The sequence below is a fragment of the Zoogloea sp. genome, from assembly GCF_041904905.1.
Taxonomy (GTDB): domain Bacteria; phylum Pseudomonadota; class Gammaproteobacteria; order Burkholderiales; family Rhodocyclaceae; genus Zoogloea.
Genome location: NZ_JAYRMI010000026.1, coordinates 1 through 18,813, shown reverse-complemented (window position 1 = coordinate 18,813; position 18,813 = coordinate 1). Strand labels below are relative to the sequence as shown.

Annotated in this window: 17 protein-coding genes, 2 tRNA genes and 1 pseudogene; 15 read left to right on the top strand and 5 right to left on the bottom strand. The window is 64.6% G+C overall.

Annotated features, from left to right (window positions below; translation table 11 throughout):
* Window positions 1-140 precede the first annotated feature (140 nt).
* From ACE3N6_RS09415 to ACE3N6_RS09400, 4 genes are all read left to right on the top strand, one after another.
* Window positions 141-413, top strand: coding sequence for an HU family DNA-binding protein (locus ACE3N6_RS09415; protein ID WP_374245081.1), 273 nt, complete (start codon window positions 141-143; stop codon window positions 411-413).
* Window positions 414-450: 37 nt separating this feature from the next.
* Window positions 451-526: transfer RNA gene (locus ACE3N6_RS09410), tRNA-Val, on the top strand.
* Between the two features lie 27 nt (window positions 527-553).
* Window positions 554-630: transfer RNA gene (locus ACE3N6_RS09405), tRNA-Asp, on the top strand.
* A gap of 128 nt (window positions 631-758) precedes the next feature.
* Window positions 759-2,666, top strand: a complete 1,908-nt coding sequence (locus ACE3N6_RS09400) for a SurA N-terminal domain-containing protein (protein WP_374245079.1) — start codon at window positions 759-761, stop codon at window positions 2,664-2,666.
* A 228-nt stretch (window positions 2,667-2,894) separates the two neighbouring features.
* Here the strand turns inward: ACE3N6_RS09400 and ACE3N6_RS09395 are convergent, their stop codons facing one another.
* From ACE3N6_RS09395 to ACE3N6_RS09380, 4 genes are all read right to left on the bottom strand, one after another.
* Entirely contained in the window at window positions 2,895-5,069 is a 2,175-nt protein-coding gene (locus tag ACE3N6_RS09395) for a PhoX family phosphatase (protein WP_374245077.1), read from the bottom strand.
* A 164-nt stretch (window positions 5,070-5,233) separates the two neighbouring features.
* A complete protein-coding gene (locus ACE3N6_RS09390) occupies window positions 5,234-5,737 on the bottom strand; it encodes a phasin family protein (protein WP_374245075.1) in 504 nt (167 codons plus the stop codon).
* Window positions 5,738-5,908: 171 nt separating this feature from the next.
* A complete protein-coding gene (locus ACE3N6_RS09385; RefSeq protein WP_374245073.1) occupies window positions 5,909-7,921 on the bottom strand; it encodes an acyl CoA:acetate/3-ketoacid CoA transferase in 2,013 nt (670 codons plus the stop codon).
* 102 nt (window positions 7,922-8,023) lie between these two features.
* Window positions 8,024-9,697, bottom strand: coding sequence for a sigma 54-interacting transcriptional regulator (locus ACE3N6_RS09380; protein WP_374245071.1), 1,674 nt, complete (start codon window positions 9,695-9,697; stop codon window positions 8,024-8,026).
* Between the two features lie 253 nt (window positions 9,698-9,950).
* Here ACE3N6_RS09380 and ACE3N6_RS09375 point away from each other — a divergent pair, with 253 nt between their 5' ends.
* From ACE3N6_RS09375 to ACE3N6_RS09340, 8 genes are all read left to right on the top strand, one after another.
* Window positions 9,951-10,298: a 2Fe-2S iron-sulfur cluster-binding protein gene (locus ACE3N6_RS09375; RefSeq protein WP_374245069.1), complete on the top strand. Its 348-nt coding sequence runs from the start codon at window positions 9,951-9,953 to the stop codon at window positions 10,296-10,298.
* 340 nt (window positions 10,299-10,638) lie between these two features.
* Complete coding sequence (locus ACE3N6_RS09370; protein ID WP_374245067.1) at window positions 10,639-10,902, top strand: phenol hydroxylase subunit; 264 nt, start codon at window positions 10,639-10,641, stop codon at window positions 10,900-10,902.
* A gap of 46 nt (window positions 10,903-10,948) precedes the next feature.
* Complete coding sequence (locus tag ACE3N6_RS09365) at window positions 10,949-11,944, top strand: aromatic/alkene monooxygenase hydroxylase subunit beta (protein ID WP_374245065.1); 996 nt, start codon at window positions 10,949-10,951, stop codon at window positions 11,942-11,944.
* A 10-nt stretch (window positions 11,945-11,954) separates the two neighbouring features.
* Window positions 11,955-12,224: an MmoB/DmpM family protein gene (locus tag ACE3N6_RS09360; RefSeq protein ID WP_374245063.1), complete on the top strand. Its 270-nt coding sequence runs from the start codon at window positions 11,955-11,957 to the stop codon at window positions 12,222-12,224.
* Window positions 12,225-12,246: 22 nt separating this feature from the next.
* A complete protein-coding gene (locus ACE3N6_RS09355; protein ID WP_374245061.1) occupies window positions 12,247-13,800 on the top strand; it encodes an aromatic/alkene/methane monooxygenase hydroxylase/oxygenase subunit alpha in 1,554 nt (517 codons plus the stop codon).
* Window positions 13,801-13,863: 63 nt separating this feature from the next.
* A complete protein-coding gene (locus ACE3N6_RS09350) occupies window positions 13,864-14,223 on the top strand; it encodes a phenol hydroxylase subunit P4 (RefSeq protein WP_374245059.1) in 360 nt (119 codons plus the stop codon).
* A gap of 70 nt (window positions 14,224-14,293) precedes the next feature.
* Window positions 14,294-15,349 carry an NADH:ubiquinone reductase (Na(+)-transporting) subunit F gene (locus tag ACE3N6_RS09345; protein ID WP_374245057.1) on the top strand — a complete coding sequence of 352 codons (1,056 nt, stop codon included), beginning with the start codon at window positions 14,294-14,296 and terminating at the stop codon, window positions 15,347-15,349.
* A 144-nt stretch (window positions 15,350-15,493) separates the two neighbouring features.
* Window positions 15,494-16,423 (top strand): catechol 2,3-dioxygenase, encoded by a 930-nt coding sequence (locus tag ACE3N6_RS09340; protein WP_374245055.1) that lies wholly within the window; start codon window positions 15,494-15,496, stop codon window positions 16,421-16,423.
* 59 nt (window positions 16,424-16,482) lie between these two features.
* Here ACE3N6_RS09340 and ACE3N6_RS09335 read toward each other — a convergent pair whose 3' ends face one another.
* Window positions 16,483-17,196 carry a GntR family transcriptional regulator gene (locus ACE3N6_RS09335; RefSeq protein WP_374245053.1) on the bottom strand — a complete coding sequence of 238 codons (714 nt, stop codon included), beginning with the start codon at window positions 17,194-17,196 and terminating at the stop codon, window positions 16,483-16,485.
* Window positions 17,197-17,384: 188 nt separating this feature from the next.
* Between ACE3N6_RS09335 and ACE3N6_RS09330 the strand changes: the two genes are divergently transcribed.
* From ACE3N6_RS09330 to ACE3N6_RS09320, 3 genes and pseudogenes are all read left to right on the top strand, one after another.
* Entirely contained in the window at window positions 17,385-17,831 is a 447-nt protein-coding gene (locus tag ACE3N6_RS09330) for a heme-binding protein (protein WP_374245051.1), read from the top strand.
* 43 nt (window positions 17,832-17,874) lie between these two features.
* On the top strand, window positions 17,875-18,669 hold the full coding sequence (locus ACE3N6_RS09325) for an SDR family NAD(P)-dependent oxidoreductase (RefSeq protein ID WP_374245049.1): 795 nt from the start codon (window positions 17,875-17,877) through the stop codon (window positions 18,667-18,669).
* A gap of 28 nt (window positions 18,670-18,697) precedes the next feature.
* A pseudogene (locus ACE3N6_RS09320) lies at window positions 18,698-18,813 on the top strand (acetaldehyde dehydrogenase (acetylating)); the annotation flags it as partial.

The following is an 18,813-nucleotide window of genomic DNA, read 5'->3' as shown; positions in this document are numbered from 1 at the left end:
TACGTTTGTCCCTTGACATCGCGTTTTTTCGCGCGTTATATAACTGCCACAACTTGGGCGCTCGTGCGAGAGCCGAATATCGCGCCAGCATTCAATGTCGGAGTTTCCTGTTTGTTAAATTGTATAACGAGGGGGCTAGTGTGAACAAATCCGAATTGATTGATCAGATTGCTGAGAGCGCCGATATTCCGAAAGCCACGGCGGGCAGGGCGCTGGATGCGGCGATTGCCGCAGTCAAACAGACGCTGAAGAAAGGGGGAAGTGTGACCCTCGTCGGTTTCGGCACCTTCCATGTGGGCAAGCGCGCGGCCCGGACTGGACGGAACCCGCGCACCGGGGCAAGCATCAAGATCAAGTCCGCCAAGATCCCGAAATTTAGGCCTGGAAAAGCGTTGAAGGATGCGCTAAACTGATGGGCTGTTGCTTTCGCTGCTCTGGCAGCGACTGTGCGGGTGCTTAGCTCAGTTGGTAGAGCGTCGCCCTTACAAGGCGAATGTCGGCGGTTCGACCCCGTCAGCACCCACCATCCGATCCGGATGAGCAGCCTAGTTCTGGAGTGGTAGTTCAGTTGGTTAGAATACCGGCCTGTCACGCCGGGGGTCGCGGGTTCGAGTCCCGTCCACTCCGCCAGATTTTTGCCACTGCCGCCAGGCGTGACAAACAAAAAAGCCACGTGTGTGGCTTTTTTCGTTTCGATTTCATGGCACTTCGCCAGCGTAACTTCCGACTTCATTGTCAGCAGCCTCTGAGGACTCAGCATGTTTGACGCCGTGCGTAACAACAAGAAGATCGTTCAGGTGTTCCTTCTCTTGATCACCTTGCCCTTTGCTTTCTGGGGCGTCGATTCTTACGTGAAGAACGCAGGGAGTGGGGGCGAACTGGCTTCGGTAGGCGGCGTGCCGATCACGCCGGCTGAGTTCCAGCAGGCGCAGCGCGAACAACAGGACCGGATGCGCGGCGCACTGGGTGCCAATTTCGATCCCGCGATGATGGAGACGCCGGAAGCCCGGCGCGCCGTTCTCGAGAATCTGGTGAACCAGCGCCTGCTTGCGCTTGAAGTAGCAAAGATGCGGCTGCGTACGCCGGACGAGCGGGTGCGGAGCACTATCGCTGGCGTGCCGGCTTTCCAGGAGAACGGACATTTTTCGCTGCCGCGCTACGAGGCGATGCTCAAGGCCCAGGGGATGACCCAGCCTGTCTTCGAGTCGCGCCTGCGCCATGATCTGGCACTGCAGCAGGTGCTGGGCGCGGTGGCCGAGGGCGTGATGGTGCCGCGGGCGTCTGCCGAGCAGGTGTACGCGGTGCAGCTTGAAGAGCGGACGGTGAGTGAGGTACGCCTTGCTGCCCCGCAGTACGCGGCGGCCGTCAAGCTGGCGGATGACGCAGCCCAGAAGTATTACGACGCGAACCGCAAGCAGTTCGAGGTGCCGGCCCAGGTGCGTGCCGAGTACGTCGTGCTCAGTCGCGACGCGATGGCCGATCAGCTGGCGATCGCCGATGCCGATGCGCGCAAGGAGTACGAAGCCCATCCCGAGCGTTTTCGCCAGGGTGGCGAGCGCCGGGCGAGCCACATCCTGATCCAGGCGGACAAGGCCGCGGGCGCCGAGGTGCTGAAGGCTGCCCGTGAGAAGGCGGAAGGGCTGCTGAAGCAGCTCAAGGCCAACCCGGCCGATTTCGAGAAGATCGCGCGGGAGAACTCCCAGGATCCGGGTTCGGCGGAGAAGGGCGGGGATCTCGGTTTCTTTGCCCGCGGTGCGATGGTGAAGCCTTTCGAGGATGCGGTGTTCGGGCTTGCGAAAGAGGGTGAGCTGTCGGGCGTGGTGCAGTCGGATTTCGGATTCCACATCGTCAAGCTGACCGGCGTGAAGGCCGAGAAGCTGCGCTCGTTCGATGAGGCGAAGGGCGAGATCGTCGCGGAGCTGAAGCGGACCGAGGCGGCGAAGAAGTTTGCCGAGCTGGTCGAGACCTTCAGCAACACGGTGTACGAGCAGTCGGATAGCCTTCAACCGGCAGCCGACAAGTTCAAGCTCGCGGTGAAGACGACCGACTGGCTGGCGCGGAACGGCAAGGCGCAGGCGCCGTTCGACAACGACAAGCTGCTGGGTGAGCTGTTCTCGGACGACGCTGTGAAGAACAAGCGCAACACCAACGCGGTGGATGTGGGGAACGGCATGTTGGTCGCTGCCCGGGTGGCGGAGTTCAAGCCGGCCTCGCTGCGGGCGCTTGACGAAGTGAAGGCTGCGATCGAGAAGGGGCTGACCATCGACGAGGCGGTCAAGCTGGCCGAGAAGGATGGGGAGGCCAAGCTGGCGCAGCTGACGAAGGGCGAGGCGGTCGAGCTGCCGTGGAGCGCTGCCCACACGCTGCAGCGTTCGATGCAGGGCGTGCCGGCCGAGATCATGCGCGCGGTGTACCGTGCGCCGACTGACAAGTTGCCGAGCTACGTCGGGGTGAAGGTTCCCAACGCCGGTTACGCGCTGTTCCGTGTGGAGAAGGTGAGCCGTCCGGCGGCGCCGAGCCAGGACGATCCGCGGCTCGCCGCGATCAAGCAGCAGTACGCGCGGGTGATGGCTGAGCAGGATTTTGGGGCTTATATCGCGATGCTGCGCAAGCGCTATGACGTGAAGGTGAACGCCGCCGCGCTGGAGGGTGCCAAGGAGCGCTGAGCGGCCGGGCCTCCCATGGGCCCGACGGCGATGACGTGAAGAGCGGTGCCGGTTGACTCTCGAAGAGGGTTGGCCGGCACCGTTTTTTTGCGCCGATGAACTGAACCGAGGCCCTCGCGTGTCCCTGCGCGGAGGCATGCGCGACAGCCAAAAAAAGCCCCCTGTCGGAAGACAGGGGGCGAAGGGGACTACGAACAGAGTCGGGGACGCCGCACTGCGGCGCTGCGATCAGAGGCCGATTTCACCGCCGTTGGTGCGGGTGATGACGACGGTCGCCGAGCGGGGGCGGCGGGTGGAGGTGCTGTCGGTCTGACTGGCGGGCCAGGCGCTGGTCGGGGTGGTGAGGCTGCCGTCTTCGCCCGGGTGCTGGACGTTGATGAACATCGTCTTGTGGTCGGGGGTCATCGCCACGCCGGTGATCTCGCACTCCCGCGGGCCGACCAGGAAGCGACGGAGGGTGGCGCTGGTGGCGTTGGCGCCCTTGATGGTGGCGGTGCCGCCGGCCGCAACGGCGGCGGTGCCGTCGCCGACCTGGCCGGGAATCGCGGCGAGCATCATGCAGTTGGTGACGTCGGTGTAGGCGCCGTCGTCGGTCTGGATCCACAGCATGCCGTTGCGGTCGAACCACAGGCCGTCCGGGCTGGAGAAGTCGTTGATGGCGGTGAGGCCGGAGAGGTTCACATCGGATGCGGCGCCGGCTTCGGCGGCGAAGAGGTAGATGTCCCAGGCGAAGGTGGTGGCGGCGGGGTCGTTGCCCGCTTCGCGCCAGCGAATGATGTGGCCGTTGGGGTTGCCCTTCTGCGAGGTGGTGCCGTTCTTGAGATCCTCGTAGTAGCGGGGGTTGGCGGTGTCGGGCTTGAGCTGGCTGCCGGTGGGGGTGGCGGTGGGGGCGACGCGGTTGCTGTTGTTGGTGAGGGTCATGTAGACCTCGCCGTTGATCGGGTTGACCGCGCCCCACTCGGGACGGTCCATCTTGGTGGCGCCGACCGCGTCGCCGGCCAGACGGGCATGGATCAGTACGTCGGCCTGATCGGCGAAGGCGTAGGTGGCGTTGCTGGCGTCCAGGCCGTTCTTGCCGTGGGTGAGTTCGATCCAGTTGCCGCTGCCGTCGGCATTGAAACGGGCGACGTAGAGCGTGCCTTCGTCCATGTACTTGGCGCCGGCCGCGAGGCCGCCGCCGATGTCGGCGGTGTTCCACAAGGCCTTGGAGACGAACTTGTAGATGTACTCGTTACGGGAGTCGTCGCCCATGTAGAAGACGACGGGCTTGCCGGCAACGGCGTTGCACGGCCAGCAGCCTTCGTGGGCGAAGCGTCCGAGGGCAGTGTGCTTGACCGGGGTGGACGACGGCGCGAAGGGGTCGATCTCGACCACCCAGCCGAAGGTGTTGAAGACGTTGCGGTAGTCGTCCGCCGCGCTGGCGCCGGTGACCGACGCGCTCCAGCGAGCGTACAGGTCGTCGCTGCCGGCGGTTTCCCAGTAGTAGGGGCTCTTGCGCCCCTGGGTCATCCCGTAGCGGTTGAGGCCGGTGATCTCCTTGGCGCTGCGGTTGGCGTTGTCGCCAGCGGCGCGACTGATGACGTTGGTGAAGTTCTCTTCGCAGGTCAGGTAGGTGCCCCAGGGGGTGTAGCCGTTGGCGCAGTTGTTGTTGGTGCCGCGGGTGGCCGTGCCGTCGGCGGAGTATTTGGTCTTGAGCAGGGCGGCGCCACGGGCGGCACCGCCAAAATTCATCGGCGTGGCCGAGGTGACCCGGCGGTTGTAGGTGGAGCCCTTGACCATGCTCATGCCGTTGCCGCTGCTGCCGCGCTTGATCTCGCAGATGCTTACGCCGTGGGCGTTGATCTCCTTGTCCACTTCTGACGGCGTGCGGTTGGTGCCGGCGGTGCGGCCGTTGGGGTGGAGGACGAAGGGGCCGACCACGTATTCGTGGTTGACGCACAGCAGGCCGCGGTCGGAACGGCTGGACTGGTAGGTGCCGGAATCCGACAGGCCGAAGTAGTGCATGCCGTCGTGGCCGTCGCCGATGCGGCGATTGTAGGAGTCGGCGGTCTCGGAGCCGTTGTTGGCCCAATCGGCGTCGGCGGCGGTGAGCGGGTCGCCCAGCGCGTGGAGGATGCCGACCTCGTAGCCGGCGGGCACGGTGACGAGATCGTTCTTGTTCTTGGCGACGGCGTCAAAGCCGAGGCTGAGGGCGCTCTCCCCCGAGGTGCTGCTGCTGCCGCCACACGCGCTCAGACCCAGGCTGCCGAAGAGGGCGGAAGTAGTGGCGGCGAGGCCACCCTTGAGCACGCCGCGGCGGCTCATGCGGGCCGCGATGATGTCGTCGATGTGGGCGTTGTGGGACTGGTTGGTGCTCTCGCCGTCGTTCATCGGGGCGGGGGCGGTGTCGGGCTTGCGGTTCATTGCGGGTATCTCCGGGGGCTTCGATCAGGGGTGGAATCCTGCGTGCTCTCCGTTACACGCTGATTAACGGCAGGCGCGGCTGGCGGTGTGGGGCCTGGGACCAACGGGGCAAAAGAAAAACGGCACCCGAAGGTGCCGTTTTTCAGACTGCGGACCAGCGGTGATTACTTCTTGCCGCCCATCTTGGTGAAGGCCTGGAAGGCTTCGGTGGAGGCCTTGGTCATCTGCTCGTAGGCTGCACGGGCGGTGTCCATGGCGCCCTGGATGGTGCCGAGGGCGTTGTGGTCGCCGATGGGCATGCCCTTGAACATCTTCTGGATGGACTCGAACATGTCGGCGCCGCCGCCGGTGAGCTGCTCACTGACCATCTTGCCGACTTCGGCCTGGGTCTTGGCGGTGATCTCGGCGATCTCGCGGGCACAGGCCAGCATCTTCTCGGTGGTGCTCTGGGCGTAGGAGGTGCGCAGGCTCATGGCTTCGGCCGGATCCTTGACGCTGGACAGCGCCTTGGCGTTGGCAACGCCTTCCTCGAACAGGGACTTGGCAGTACCGACCTGCAGTTCCATGATGCGCTGGGAGTTCTCGATGGAGAGCTGGGCCAGGCGCATGGCGGCTTCAAGGTTCTTCTTCTGGATTTCGTTCAGTTGCTGTTCTTGTTTGGTTGCCATATTTCCTTCCTCCACGATTTTGATAGTAAGGGCCAGAGCGTACGCCGATGGTATGTCGGTCGAGAGCGCCTGCAAAAAACAATATCACACGGAGTCGCTGCGCAAAGTGCCAGGAGTCAAAAAATCGTGCGCCAAAACAAAAAATGTTGCACTGCAACAACAGTGTTTGCGTCAGGGGTTTGCCGGGCTGTCTGCGAGGCCGGCGCGGGCTTCCTCTGCGGATTCGAAGATCTTCGGCTGAACATGCCGGGCGGTGAGCGCTTCGCCGAGTCTTGCCTTGAGGAAGGTGTTGGTGGCGTAGCGGGTGACGCGGCTGTAGCAGGTGTCCATGAGCCCGGAGATCATGTTGGCGTAGGGCTCGATGAGGGCGTCGCGGATGTCGAAACCGTGGTAGTTGACGATCACCGGCACCTTGCGGCCGAGGGGGCGGAGGAGGCCTTCGACGATGCCGCGGATGCGTTCGATGTCGGCTTCGTCGTGGAGGGCCATGCTCTCGAAGTCGATGAAGAAGATGCCTTGCGCTGCGTCGAACTGGAAGCGGGATTCGAGGGGCACGGCGACGATGTCGGCGCGCAGTGCCATGGGGCCGTCCCGGAAGATGCGCGGGTCCATCTCGCGGGGGGTGCCGCGGATGACCGGCTTGAAGTCCATGTGGGCGAGGATGTCGCGCTCGATGTCGACGCCCGGGGCCACTTCGATCAGTTCGAGCCCCTCCGGCGTCAGCTCGAACACGCAGCGCTCGGTGACGTAGAGCACGGGCTGGCGGCGGCGCAGGGCCTCCTGACCGCTGAAGGTGCGGTGCTCCACCTGCTGCACGAACTTGCGCGAGCGGCCTTCGGCGAGGATCTTCAGCTTGCCGTCGGCGAGGCCGATCTCCAGCCCGCCGGCGGTGAAGGTGCCCACGAAGACCACCTTCTTGGCGTTCTGGCTGATGTTGATGAAGCCGCCGGCGCCGGTGAGCTTGGCGCCGAACTTGGAGACGTTGAGGTTGCCCTGGGCGTCGGCCTGGGCAAGGCCAAGGACGGCGATGTCGAGCCCGCCGCCGTCGTAGAAGTCGAACTGGCTGGGTTGGTCGATGATGGCGGCGGTGTTCACCGCTGCGCCGAAGTTGAGCCCGCCCTGGGGGATGCCGCCGATCACGCCGGGCTCGGCGGTGAGGGTGAGCAGATCGAGGATGCGTTCCTCGGTGGCCACGGCGGCAACGCCTTCGGGCATGCCGATGCCCAGGTTCACCACCGCGTTGGGGGTGAGGCTCATCGCGGCGCGGCGGGCGATGATCTTGCGCTCGCTCATCTCCATGGGTTCGAGGGAGGTGACCGGCACGCGGATCTCGCCCGAGAAGGCCGGGCTGTATTGTTCGAGGAAGGTTTGCATGTGCCACTCGGGCCGTTCGGCCACCACCACGCAGTCGACGAGGATGCCGGGGATCTTCACCTGCCGCGGGTTGAGCGAGCCGGATTCGGCGATGCGCTCCACCTGGGCGATGACGATGCCGCCGCTGTTGCGCGCCGCCATGGCGATGGCCTGGGCTTCGAGGGTGAGCGCCTCCTTCTCCATCGTGATGTTGCCGTCCTGGTCGGCGGTGGTGCCGCGGATGATGCCGACGCTGATCGGGAAGGCCTTGTAGAAGAGGTATTCCTCGCCGTCGATCTCCATCACCCGGACGAGGTCTTCGGTGGTGCGGCTGTTGACCTTGCCGCCGCCGTGGCGCGGGTCGACGAAGGTGCCGAGGCCGACGCGGGTGAGGGTGCCCGGCTTGCCGGCGGCGATGTCCCGGTAGAGGTGGGTGATGACGCCCTGGGGCAGGTTGTAGCCTTCGATGCGGTTGGCGACCGCCAGCTCCTGCAGCCGCGGCACCAGGCCCCAGTGGCCGCCGATCACCCGGGCGACGAGGCCGTCGTGGCCCAGGTGGTTGAGGCCCCGATCCTTGCCGTCGCCCTGGCCGGCGCCATAGACGAGGGTCAGGCCCTCGGGCTTGCCGCGGCCCTGGGGGTCGTGGTCGCGGGTTTCGAGGAAGTGCTGTTCAAGGGCGATCGCGATGTTCTCGGGAAAGCCGATGCCGACGAAGCCCGTGGTGGCGACGGTGTCGCCCGAGCGGATCAGCTTGACGGCGTCGGCGGCGCTGACCACCTTGCCGGTGTTGCGGCCCTGGGGGCGCACGAATCGGGTCTTGTTCTGGTTCATCTCCACTTCTCCTCTCGGGCTGGTGCGGCCAATTCCGAAACGATACCAAATGGACCGACTTTGGCGTGAAGATGAAACAGATGATGCCCCGCGGCGGGGCGCTCAGTCGGCCCACTCCTTCTTCTTGAGGCGGTAGTTGAGCTGAGGGCGGGTGATGCGCAGCAGGCGGGCGGCGCCCGAGAGGTTGCCGTTGGACTCGCGCACCGCGAACTGGATCAGCGCTTCTTCCAGGTCGTCCAGGCCCAGGCCGGTTTCGACGATCTTGCGGCACAGGGCCTCTTTGACGCACTCGGCGTCGGCCAGGGAGCCGGCGTCGTCGATGGTGTGCTGGACGGTGCCGAAATCCTGGGGTTCGGTGAACAGGTGCTCGATCTCGATCCAGTCGTTCTGGGGGGTGAGGATGATCCCGCGCTCGATGATGTTCTCAAGCTCGCGGATGTTGCCGGGCCAGGCGTAGCTCTTGAGGGCACGCAGGGCCTTGTCGGTGATGCCGGCGACGCGCTTGTCGTGGAGCGCGCTGAAGCGCTGCACCATCGCCTCGACCAGCGGCTGGATGTCGGCGGTCCGCTCGCGCAGCGGCGGGATGCGCACCGGGTACACGTTGAGCCGGTAGAACAGGTCGCTGCGGAAGCGCCCGGCCTTGACCGCGGCCTGCAGGTCGACGTTGGTGGCGGCCACCAGGCGCACGTTGATCTTGCGCACCCGCTCGTCGCCCAGGCGCTCGATCTCGCCCTCCTGGAGCACCCGCAGCAGCTTGGCCTGGGCGGGGAGGGGTAGCTCGCCGATCTCGTCGAGGAAGAGGGTGCCACCGTCGGCCCGCTCGAACTTGCCGGCGCGGGAGGCGTGGGCGCCGGTGAAGGCCCCTTTCTCGACGCCGAAAAGTTCGGATTCGATCAGCTCATGGGGCAGGGCGGCGCAGTTGACGGCCACGAAGGGCGCCGCGGCGCGGCGGCTCATGTCGTGAAGGGCACGGGCGAAGCGCTCCTTGCCCACGCCGGTCTCGCCGAGCAGCAGCACCGTGACGTGGGTGGCCGCGGCCTTGTCGATCAGGGAATAGGCGTGGCGAAAGCCGGACGAGGAGCCGATGAGGTTCTGGGGTTGCTGGGCGCGTTCGAGGGACGCGCGCAGGGCGTCCACCTGGCCGCGCAGCTCCAGCATGTGGGCGAGGATGGAGTCGGCTTCGTAGTACGAGGCCTCTTCGGCGGCGTCCGGCCACTCCTCGACGGGCTTGCCCACGATGCGGCACTGGTTCTGGCCGGTGGCGGCGCACTCGACTTCCCGGAACAGGATGAAGCGCCCCATGAAGGCCGAGGTGAAACCCGACGCGTAGCCGATCTGCATCCAGCACACCGGGTGATCGGTGTGGCCGTATTCGCCCACGTGGGCTTCGGCCTCGTAGGAGTTGTCCCAGAGGAACTCGCCCAGGAAGGTGCCGGCCTCGACGTCCATCTCGAGGGTGACGGGCGTGACATACACGCTGCCTTCGAGCATGTGCAGCTGGGGCCCGACCACGAAGGTCTCCTTGACGCACTTGCCCGGCCGCACCTTGCGGGCCAGCTCGGCGTCGCGGGCGCCGGAGGCATAGCCCATTCGGGTGAGGATCCGGCGGGCCTGATCGATGCCGAGGGAGTCGATGAGTTCCTTGCGCAGGGCAGACAAAGCCGCGGCATGCATGAGGATCATGCGGTGCTCGTCGAGCCAGATCATGCCCTTGTCGGCGCAGAAGCGCACAAGGCTGCGCAGGTCGCGGTCCTGCGGGTACCGGATGGTGCTCAAGCTCTCTCCTCCGTCGTGTCCACTGGCCTTATGTGAGTTGATGTCCGGCTGGCGTGAAGCCGGGGCAGTGGCAGTCCCCCCTTATATCACGCAGGCAGAGTTCGAACTGCGGCGCAGTTTTCGCGCCGGAAAATGTTCATATCAGCTTGCGTTATCGGATCATTAACGATAATAATACAAAATCTCGAGAAAAATAGCGAGCGCTGGATGAAGACGGACAACCCGCGACAAATCCGGCGCCGAAGGAGGGGACATGGCCAAGAAGCACCTGATTCATATTGAGAACACCGGCGAGCACTACCTGTGCGCCGAAGACGAAAACCTCCTGCGGGGCATGGAGGTGCTGGGGCGCCGGGGCATCCCGGTGGGCTGCCGGGGGGGCGGCTGCGGGGTGTGCAAGGTGCACGTGACCGCCGGCGAGTACCTGGCCCGCAAGATGAGCAAGTCCTGCGTCTCCGACGAGGAGCTGGCCCAGGGCGTGGTGCTGGCCTGCCGGGTTTATCCGCTGGGCGAGATCTCGGTCAAGGTCGTGGGCAAGATGGCGAAATCGGTGTGCAAGGGGGTGGAGGCGCCGCTGTCGCAGGCGAGTTGCCCCGGCTGAGGCCGGCACGCCGCAAGCTTTCCGCAACCAGGAGCACCCGTACCGACAGATCCCTCCCTCCTGTCGGGCTCCCTGGTTTTTTCGAGGCCGCCACGCAATGTGGCGGCCTTTTTTTTGCCCCGTGGCGTCGTTCGGGTGGGGTTGGCGTAACTCGTTACGAGGCTTCACCAGATCATCAAGCTGCGATGCAGCATTTCATCAATTGATCGATCGATAAAATTCTTTTTTATCGATATTTTTTTGACGGTTTGGTGTTTTCTTTTTCGGATCAGTGGCTTGCCTTGACTGGCACGCAACTTGATATTGGGTTGCCGGTGTTCGAGACCAGAAAGAGGAAACGATGAGCGACCCGACGAAGCCCTCGCTAGACGTGAATCGCAGGTATGTGCGCCTTGTGGAGAAGCGGCCCGACGGGCTGGTGGAGTTCGAGTTCTCCATCTCCGACCCCGCGCTCTACGTGGAGATGCTTCTGCCCGAGGCGGCCTACGAGGAGTTCTGCCAGACCAACCGGGTGATTCTCCTGGAAGGCTCGCGGCCGGAATCCGAGGACGGCAGCGACTGGGACTGGAATCTTCACGAAGCAACCCATCAGCGTTTCCGCTGAACACATCGGCCCCTGACTACCCAAAAAACAGAAGGAGGAGAAACCCATGCAAATCGATCTTCGCACGGTATCCATCAAGCCGCTGCGACACACCTTCGACAACATCGCCCGCCGCATCGGCGCCGACAAGCCGGCATCCCGCTACCAGGAAGGCACCCTGGACATGCAGCAGGAGGTCAACTTCCATTACCGGCCGACCTGGGATCCGGATCACCTGATCTACGACCGCAGCCGCACCGCCATCAAGATGGCCGACTGGTACAGCTTCAAGGACCCCCGTCAGTTCTACTACGGCGCCTACACCATCGCCCGGGCCAAGCAGCAGGACACCGCCGAGGCCAACTTCGACTTCGTCGAGAACCGTGGCCTGGCCGCCACCCTGCCGGCCGAGATCCGCGACACCGTGCTCAAGATGTTGATCCCGCTGCGTCACGTGGCCTGGGGTTCCAACATGAACAACGCGGGCATCTGCGCCTACGGCTACGGCACGGCCTTCACCCAGCCGTGCATCTACCAGTCGATGGACCAGCTGGGCATCGCCCAGTACATCACCCGGGTGGCGCTGCTGCTGGGCGACGTGGAGGTGCTCGACGCCGCCAAGCAGGCGTGGATGGAGGACGACGCCTGGCAGGGCTTGCGCCGCTACGTGGAAGACACCATGGTCATCAAGGATCCGGTCGAACTCTTCGTGGCCCAGAACGTGGCGCTGGACGGGCTGCTGTACCCGCTGGTGTACGAAACCATCATCGACGACGTGCTCTCGTCCAGGGGCGGCACGCCGGTGGCGATGCTCACCCAGTTCATGACCGACTGGCATGCCGAAGTGAAGAAGTGGGTCGATGCCACCATGAAGACCGCCGCCGCCGAATCGGCCGAGAACAAGGCCATCCTCGGTCAGTGGACGACCGCCTGGCGCGATCGTGCCGCGGCCGCCCTGGTGCCCGTTGCCCGCATCGCCCTGGGCGAGCGCACCGACGAACTGACCGCCGAGGTCGTCCAGCAATTCAATGCCCGCATGGCCAAGGCCGGCGTGCCCGTTTGAGGATCACCCGATGTCCACCGTATTCATTGCGCTGCAAACCAACGAAGAAACCCGCCAGATCGTGGAGGCCATCGTCCAGGACAACCCGGACTGCACGGTGAATGAGCAGCCGGCGATGGTGAAGATCGACGCCGAAGGCAAGCTGGTCGTGCGCCGCGAAACCATCGAGGAGCTGATCGGCCGCCCCTACGACCTGCAGGAGCTGCAGGTCAACCTCATCACCATTTCCGGGAACCTCGATCAGACTGACGACGAGATGACGCTCTACTGGAACGCCTGAGCGATTTAAGGAGACACGAACCATGGACATGCAAGTTGCCAAGAAGAAGCTCGGCCTGAAAGAGCGCTACGCCGTGATGACCCGCGGCCTCGACTGGAAGCCCTCGTACCAGAAGATGGAAGACATCTACCCGTACATCGCCTACGAGGGCATCAAGATCCACGACTGGGACAAGTGGGAAGACCCGTTCCGGCTCACGATGGACGCCTACTGGAAGTACCAGGCCGAGAAGGAACGCAAGCTGTACGCGATCATCGACGCCTTCAACCAGAACAACGGCCACCTGAACGTCACCGACGCCCGCTACCTGAACACCGTCAAGCTGTTCATCAGCGGCATCAGCCCGCTGGAGTACGTGGCGCACCGGGGCTTCTCCCACGTCGGCCGTCAGTTCCCCGGCCCCGGCCCGCGCGTCGCCTGCCTCATGCAGGCCCTGGACGAGATCCGCCACGCCCAGACCCAGGTGCACGCCATCTCGAACTACAACAAGTACTACAACGGGATGCACGACTTCCACCACGCCCACGACCGCGTGTGGTTCCTGTCGGTGCCCAAGAGCTTCTTCGACGACGCCATCACCGCCGGCCCGTTCGAGTTCATGGTGTCGATCGGCTTCTCGTTCGAGTACGTGCTGACCAACCTGCTGTTCGTGCCGTTTGTGTCGGGCGCGGCCTACAACGGCGACATGGGCACCATGACCTTCGGCTTCTCGGCCCAGTCCGACGAAGCCCGTCACATGACCCTGGGCCTGGAGGTCATCAAGTTCATCCTCCAGCAGGACCCGGCCAACGTGCCCATCGTCCAGCGCTGGATCGACAAGTGGACCTGGCGCGGCTACCGCGTGCTGACCCTCGTCGCGATGATGATGGACTACATGCTGCCAAAGCGCACCATGAGCTGGAAGGAAGCCTGGGAGGTGTACTTCGAGGAGAACGGCGGCGCGCTGTTCAAGGATCTGGCCCGCTACGGCATCACCATGCCCAAGTGCGCCGAGCACATCGCCCTGGAGAAGGACCACCTCTCGCACCAGGCGTGGAGCACCTTCTACAACTACGCCGCCGCGGCCAACTTCCACACCTGGATGCCGGACGAGGACGAGATGGCGTGGCTGTCCGCCAAGTACCCCAACAGCTACGACAAGTACTACCGGCCGCGCATGGAGTTCTGGCGCGAAGAGGCCGCCAAGGGCAACCGCTTCTACAACAAGACGCTGCCCATGCTGTGCCAGACCTGCCAGATCCCGATGATCTTCACCGAGCCCGGCGACCCCACCAAGATCTGTTACAGGGAGGTGGATTACAACGGCAACAAGTATCACTTCTGCTCGGACCACTGCAAGAAGATCTTCGAGGACGAGCCCGAGAAGTACGTGCAGGCCTGGCTGCCGGTGCACCAGATCTACCAGGGCAACTGCTTCCCGGAAGGCACCGACCCGACCGTAGAAGGCTTCGATCCGCTGGCTGCCGTGCTGAAGTACTACAACCTGGAATTCGGCCGCGACAACCTGGATTTCGACATCTCGGAAGACAAGAAGAACTTCGCCGAATGGCGTGGCCAGGCGACCAAGAACGTCTGATGCCGGACGCCGCGGGCACCGTCTGCCCGCGGCCGTCGAACCAATACGAACTGGAGACACGACATGGCTGTTGCTGCCGTTAAAACCTACGCGTTCCCGCCCGCCGATTCCGTGGACAAGTTCCACGGTGCCCAACTGCTGTACATCGGCTGGGAAGACCACCTGCTGTTCTGCGCGCCCTTTGCCTTTCCGTTCCCGCCGACGATGCGCTTCGGCGACATCCTCGCCGGCGTGCTGCCGGGCGTCTTCGGCTATCACCCGGACTTCGCCAAGATCGACTGGGCCAAGGCCGAGTGGTTCAAGTCCGGCCAGCCCTGGCAGCCGGATGCCGACAAGTCCCTGGCCGAGAACGGCCTCAAGCACAAGGACGTGATCCGCTTCCGCACCCCCGGCCTCACCGGCATCAAGGGTTCCTGCAGCTGACGCACCCCTGCCGGCGATCCGCAGCGCGCGGGTCGCCGGCCCTTTCGCCCGACCGAGAACAGACAAGAACATGAGTTACGAACTGACCATTGAACCGATCGGCCAGACGATCGAGGTCGAGGAAGGGCAGACCATCCTCGACGCAGCCCTGCGTGCGGGCATCTGGCTGCCCCACGCCTGCTGCCACGGCCTGTGCGCCACCTGCAAGGTGCAGGTGACCGACGGCGAGGTGGATCACGGCGAAGCCTCCAGCTTTGCGCTGATGGACTTCGAGCGCGACGAGGGCAAGACCCTGGCCTGCTGCGCCCGCCTCGAAAGCGACGTGACCATCGAAGCCGAGATCGAGGAAGACCCGGACGCCGAATCCATCCCGGTGCGCGACTTCCCCGGCACCGTGAGCCGCATCGAGACGCTCACCCCGACCATCAAGGGCATCTTCATCGAACTGGACGAGGCCATCCATTTCCAGGCCGGCCAATACGTGAACGTGGACATCCCGAGCCTCGGCGTGAGCCGTGCATTCTCGCTCGCCAACGTGCCCTCCACCGGCCGCGAGATCGAGCTGAACATCCGCATCGTGCCCGGCGGGGCAGGGACGACCTACCTCCACCAGCAGCTCAAGGTGGGCGACCGGATCAAGATCTCCGGCCCCTACGGGCGCTTCTTCGTGCGCAAGTCGGCGGCCGCGGCGTCGATTTTCATGGCGGGCGGCTCCGGCCTGTCGAGCCCCCGCAGCATGATCCTCGACCTGCTGGAGGAGGGCTCGATGCTGCCGATCACCCTGGTGTATGGCCAGCGCACCCGCGAGGAGCTGTACTACCACGACGAGTTCCTCGCCCTGGCCGCGAAGCACCCCAACTTCACCTATGTGCCGGCGCTCTCCGACGAACCCGCCGACAGCGACTGGACAGGCTTCCGCGGCTACGTGCACGAGGCGGCCAAGGCCCACTTCAACAACGACTTCCGGGACCACAAGGCCTACCTGTGCGGCCCCCCGATGATGATCGACGCCTGCATCACCACGCTGATGCAAGGGCGCCTGTTCGAGAACGACATCTACACCGAAAAATTCTTCTCGGCGGCCGACGCCCAGCAGGTGCGCAGCCCGCTCTTCAAGCGGGTTTGAGCTTAGTCAAAAAATATCGAGAAAAAATTAAACTATCGAGAAGTCGACGTTATTCTGTCTATCGCAGTTTTTAGTGGCAAGCACGACTAACCTGCCCGATCCGGCCGTTCAGAACCGGACGGGCATCAACTGGAGGAGAGCTTCATGGCAATGACTGGCGTTATTCGTCCCGGACACATTTCCCTGCGCGTGCTGGATCTGGAAGAGGGGATCAACTTCTACAAGAACACCCTGGGGCTGGTTGAAACCGGCCGCGACAGCCAGGGCCGGGTTTACTTCAAGGCCTGGGACGAGCGCGATCACAACAGCGTGCTGATCCGCGAAGCCGCCGAAGCCGGCGTCGATTTCTTCGCCTTCAAGGTTGCCGACAAGGCCACCCTTGAAAAGCTCGACGGCGACCTGAAGGCCTACGGCCTGACCACCGAACGCATCCCCGCCGGCGAGATGCTGGAGACCGGCGAGCGCGTCCGCTTCATGCTGCCCTCGGGTCACGCGATCGAGCTGTACGCCGACAAGACCGACGTCGGCAACGGCCAGCCCTACGTCAACCCGGCCCCGTGGACCAAGCAGGCCGAGACCGGCATCGCCCCGAGCCGCATGGACCACTGTCTGCTGTACGGCCCGGACATCGAGAAGGTTCAGGAGATCTTCGAGAAGGTGCTGGGCTTCTACCTGGTCGAGCACGTGGTGATGGAAGACGGCAAGACCGACCTGGCGATCTGGCTGTCCTGCTCGATCAAGGCCCACGACATCGCCTTCGTGCGCCACCCGGAGCCGGGCAAGCTGCACCACGTGGCCTTCAAGCTCGACAGCTGGGAGCGCGTGCTGCGCGCCGCCGACCTCATGTCGATGAACAAGATCTCCATCGACATCGGCCCCACGCGCCACGGCATCACCCGCGGCACCACGATCTACGCCTTCGATCCGTCCGGCAACCGCTTCGAGACCTTCTGCGGCGGCTACGATTCCTACCCCGACTACAAGCCGGTGAAGTGGACCTGGGACGAAGTCGGCGCGGGCATCTTCTACCACGACCGCAAGCTCAACGAGCGCTTCCTGACCGTCGTCTCCTGATCGGTCGTGGCGGCGGACGGGTGGGCAGCCCGCCTTTCCGCCGCTCGCCGGAGAGGAACTCAGCTCAGCAGGTCGGCCGGCAGATTGCGGACGGCCTCGAGCGTGCGCAGGATGTGCTCGGTGAGGATGCGCGTGGCTTCCTTTGCGTTGCGGGCCAGGGCGGCATCGACGATGGCCTGGTGCTCGGCATGCACGTCGCGGGAGATCGGCTGACGGAACAGGGAGAGACGCCGGTAGCGCTCCGACTGGAGGTACAGGATGTTCTGGAAGTGCCGCACCCAGCGCGATGTGGAGGCGGAGATCAGCACCTCGTGGAACGCCCGGTTGCGCAGCTCCCATTCTTCCCGCGAGGCGTTGGTGCCATCCACCAGCTTTTCTTCGGCCCGGGACAGCATGTGGAAGGACGCCACCACGTTGGCCTCCCAGGTGTCGTCGCCCAGCTCGATGGACTGCTGCAGCGCCACGGTTTCGAGCAGCACGCGGGTACGGGTGATGTCCTCGAAGTCGTCGAGGGAGATCGGCGCGACGCGGAAGCCGCGCTGCCCCTGGGCCACCACCAGCGCATCGGTCACCAGCAGCTGCAGGGCCTCGCGCAGGGTGCCGGCGCCCACGGCGTACTGATCCTTGAGGTGCTCCACCCGCAGCTTGTCGCCCGGGCGATGGACCCCCTCGATGATGTCGCGGCGCAGCTGGCGGTAGGCCGCCTCGGCGAGGGTCTTCGGCTCGTCGGCATGGTTGCCGGATACATCGGGGACGGTGGCGAGGTCGTTCATCGTGCGGGGTTCTCGGTTGCGGGGCGGGTCAGGATGCACACGCCATCGGTGGAATTTTAGCTGAAATCCCTTATTCCGGTGATAGCAAAAAATCTCGAGAAAAGCATTGACGTTCGAGACAGAAGCTCATATTGTTCTCCCGCGTCATGCCCAGCCGATCACCGACAACCTTGAACCCGGAAGCCTCGATGAGCGATCAACCCATTTCCACCGTCGCAGTTCCCCAGTCCGTCATCTCTGCAGAAGCTGTCAGCGTGGCCCTTGAGGCGGCGGTTGAGCACGCCAGCCGGATCGGCGTGAAGATCAACGTCGCGGTGGCCGACTCGGGCGGCAATCTGGCCGGCTTCCTGCGCATGCCCGGCGCCTTCATCCAGTCCATCGACATCGCCATCGACAAGGCCTACACCGCCGCCGGCTTCGGCTTCTCCACCAAAAAGTGGATGGAGTTCATCGGCCACGATGACGGGATGAAGTTCGGCTTCTCGGCCCGCCCGCGCCTGGTGGTGTTCGGCGGCGGCCTGCCGATCCGCGTCAATGGCGAGCTGATCGGCGGCATCGGCGTCTCCGGCGCCTCCGAGGCCCAGGACGAGGAGTGCGCCCGCGCCGCACTGGCCGCCATCGGCGCTACCGAATAAGGCCGGCCGGACGCCGCCCCCAACCCATCACCACCGAGGCTTTATGGATCTTCAACTCGCAGGCAAGCGTGCCCTCGTCACCGGTTCCACCTCCGGCATCGGCTTTGCCACCGCCCGGCTGCTCGCCGCCGAAGGCGCTGAAGTCATCGTGAACGGCCGTGGCCGGGCCGGCGTCGCCGCCGCGGTCGAGCGCCTCCAGGCGGCCGTGCCCGGCGCCCGGGTGACCGGCGTCGCCGCCGACATCTCGTCCGCCACCGGCTGCGAGACCCTGGTGGCAGGCTGCCCGGACGTGGACATTCTGGTCAACAACATGGGCATCTTCGATCCCAAGCCGTTCGAGCAGATCGCCGATGAAGAGTGGTTCAACTTCTTCGAGACCAACGTGATGAGCGGCGTGCGCCTCACCCGCAGCTACCTGCCGGCCATGAAGGCCCGCAACTGGGGCCGTGTGGTGTTCATCTCGAGCGAATCCGGCGTCTGCCCGCCGGCCGAAATGGTGCATTACGGCATGACCAAGGCCGCCCAGCTTTCCGTCGCCCGCGGCCTTGCAGAAACCTGCGCCGGCTCCGGCGTCACCGTCAATTCCGTACTCCCCGGCCCGACCCGTACCGAAGGTGTCGCGACCTTCTTCGGCCGCCTGGCTGAAGAGCAGGGCGTATCGGTGGAGGAGGCCGAACGGGCCTTCTTCGCCAATGCCCGGCCGACCTCGATCATCAAGCGCCTCATCGACCCCGCCGAGGTCGCCGCCATGGTCGCCTATGTCTGCAGCCCGCTGTCCTCCGCCACCCAGGGCGCCGCCTTGCGGGTCGAGGGCGGCGTCGTCCGCAGCATGGTTTAACCCCAGCGTTTCAACAGGAACAACAACGATGAGCAACAAGATCAAATGCGCCCTGATCGGACCGGGCAACATCGGCACCGACCTGCTGGCCAAGCTGCAGCGCAGCCCTGTCCTCGAGCCGGTGTGGATGGTCGGCATCGACCC